This window comes from Gemmiger formicilis, assembly GCF_016901605.1.
Taxonomy (GTDB): Bacteria; Bacillota; Clostridia; order Oscillospirales; family Ruminococcaceae; genus Gemmiger; species Gemmiger formicilis_B.
Window position 1 is genome coordinate 1 of the sequence record NZ_JACJKP010000275.1, and the last position, 2,332, is coordinate 2,332.

Here is a 2,332-nt window from a genome sequence, read left to right on the forward strand (position 1 = left end):
TGGTATTGCTGGCGGTGTTGGTGTATGAGGACCGTTTTGCCGGTTGGCTCTGCCTGCCGCTGCTGGTGATGCTGCCGTATCATTTGACCAACAGTGTGTTGCCGGTTTATAATGCTGAGATGGACAGCCAGATGCAGATTGTGGCGCAAGCGCTGTCTGCCCGTGAGGAAGCCCAGCAGAATGAAGATCCGTGGGCCCACACGCTGGCGTATGCCTTCCGGGATGATGTGTTTCACGGTTACCTCTATGCCGTTCCGGCGGGCATGGGAATACAGTTTGATCAGAATACCTATCTTGCCAATGCCGAAAATCCCATCCATTCTCAGTATGTCATGGTGGGGCACGGCAGCGAAGCCGAGACCCGGCTGGTAACGGACGGCTGGCAGGAACTGGTTTCTACAGAGGACCTGGTGGTTTATGAGAAGCCGGAAGGTTTGCAATAACAAGGAAGAAGGGCGAACAACCATGCAAAAAGTTTCTTATGTGATCCCGTGTTACCGCTCTGCGCACACGCTGGCGGATGTGGTGGCAGAGATCACGGCGACGATGCAATCGATGCCCCAGTACGATTATGAGATCGTGCTGGTCAACGACTGCTCGCCGGATGATACCATCGGAACCATCCGCCGCCTGGTGGCAGCCGATGCCCATGTGCAGGGAGTAGACCTGGCCCGGAATTTTGGGCAGCATGCGGCACTGATGGCCGGATTCCACCAGTGCACCGGAGATGTTGTGGTTTGCCTGGATGACGACGGCCAGACCCCGGCTAACGAAGTGGGCAAACTGCTTGCGCAGATTGAAGCCGGACATGATGTTGTCTACGCCAGTTATGATAATAAAAAACAGGCCGGGTGGCGCAACCTGGGCAGCTGGGTCAACAGCAAAATGACGGAGGTTATGCTGGGCAAGCCGCCGGAGCTGGTGGTCAACAGCTATTTTGCGGCCCGCCGCTTTGTGGTGGATGAAATGATCCGCTATGAGCACTGCTACCCCTATGTGATCGGTCTGGTGCTGCGTACAACCAAGAACATCTGCAATGTTCCGGTCCACCACCGTGCCCGGGAAGAAGGAAGTTCCGGGTATACCCTGGGCAAGCTGCTGGCGCTGTGGATGAACGGATTTACCTCGTTCTCCGTCAAACCGCTGCGTATTGCCACCTATTTTGGAACATTGTCGGCAATTGCCGGGTTCCTGTATCTGATTTACATTGTGATCAATCATTTTGTCAGTGACGCTGCCCCGCTGGGGTGGGCGTCCACCACGGCGTTGCTGCTCCTGCTGGGGGGCGCTATTCTGATCGTACTGGGCCTTATAGGGGAATATGTGGGCCGCATTTATATGTGTGCCAATGCCGCACCACAGTATGTGGCACGGGAGTATCTGCACCATGATGGGGAGGAAACAAAGTGAAACGGGCAAAATGGTTTCTGTTGCTCCATCTGATTCTGGGCATCTATGCCACCAGCAGTGTGTTCAGCAAGTTGGCGGCGCAGCAGTCCTTTTTGAGCATGGCCTTTATTCTGCTGTATGGCGCCATGATGCTGGCGCTTGTTGTATATGCCTTTGGCTGGCAGCAGGTGATCAAGCATCTGCCGCTGACTACTGCCTACGCCAACAAAGCGGTTACGGTGGTGTGGGGCATTCTGCTGGGGTTTCTTATCTTCGGGGAAGGCATCACGCCGCGGCAGGCAGTGGGGGCTGTGATCATCATTGCCGGTATCCTGCTGTTTGTGCGGGCTGACCAGGAAGGGGAGGAGCACAAATGACGCAGGCACAACTGCCGTATGTGCTGCTGTATCTTTGCAGCACCTTTCTGGCATCGGTTTCGCAGGTGCTGCTGAAAAAGGCGGCACTGCGGGAACACAAAACGCTGTTGGAGGAATATACCGACTGGCGGGTCATCCTGGGCTACGGTCTGTTTGTGGGGTGTACGCTGCTGACGATGCTGGCCTATAAAGGTGTGCCGCTCAACGTGGGTCCGGTGTTGGAAGCAACCGGGTATCTCTATGTGACCATTTTTGGTGTGACCATCTTCCATGAGAAGATGAATCCCAAAAAGATTGCGGCGCTGGTCATGATCGTTGTGGGTATTATTATCTACGCGCTGTAAAATAGGAATAAAAACCGCCCGTGACGGAATCGTCACGGGCGGTTTTGGTTTTGCAATCAAAAGAACGGCTTTACCACCATTCCGGCAAACGCTGCTGTTTGCGGGCCAGCCGCTGCTGGCGGCCCAGGGGCGAAGCCTCGTGCTGGAACACGGTGGCGGCGTAATCCAACGCCAGAGCCAACAGGATGCCGAACACCACGTCGATCACGCTGTGCTGTTTCA

Annotated in this window: 4 protein-coding genes; all 4 read left to right on the forward strand. The window is 55.3% G+C overall.

Going from position 1 to position 2,332, the window contains the following annotated elements; translation table 11 throughout:
* Window positions 1-443 (forward strand): hypothetical protein (locus H6B10_RS14045; RefSeq protein ID WP_204652173.1); only part of this gene is annotated, 443 nt, incomplete at its 5' end.
* 22 nt (window positions 444-465) lie between these two features.
* Complete coding sequence (locus tag H6B10_RS14050; RefSeq protein WP_204652174.1) at window positions 466-1,410, forward strand: glycosyltransferase family 2 protein; 945 nt, start codon at window positions 466-468, stop codon at window positions 1,408-1,410.
* Window positions 1,407-1,766, forward strand: a complete 360-nt coding sequence (locus H6B10_RS14055; protein WP_204652175.1) for a transporter — start codon at window positions 1,407-1,409, stop codon at window positions 1,764-1,766. The genes H6B10_RS14050 and H6B10_RS14055 overlap by 4 nt, the downstream gene beginning before the upstream one ends.
* Entirely contained in the window at window positions 1,763-2,110 is a 348-nt protein-coding gene (locus H6B10_RS14060; protein WP_204652176.1) for an EamA family transporter, read from the forward strand. The genes H6B10_RS14055 and H6B10_RS14060 overlap by 4 nt, the downstream gene beginning before the upstream one ends.
* The last annotated feature ends 222 nt before the right edge of the window (window positions 2,111-2,332 follow it).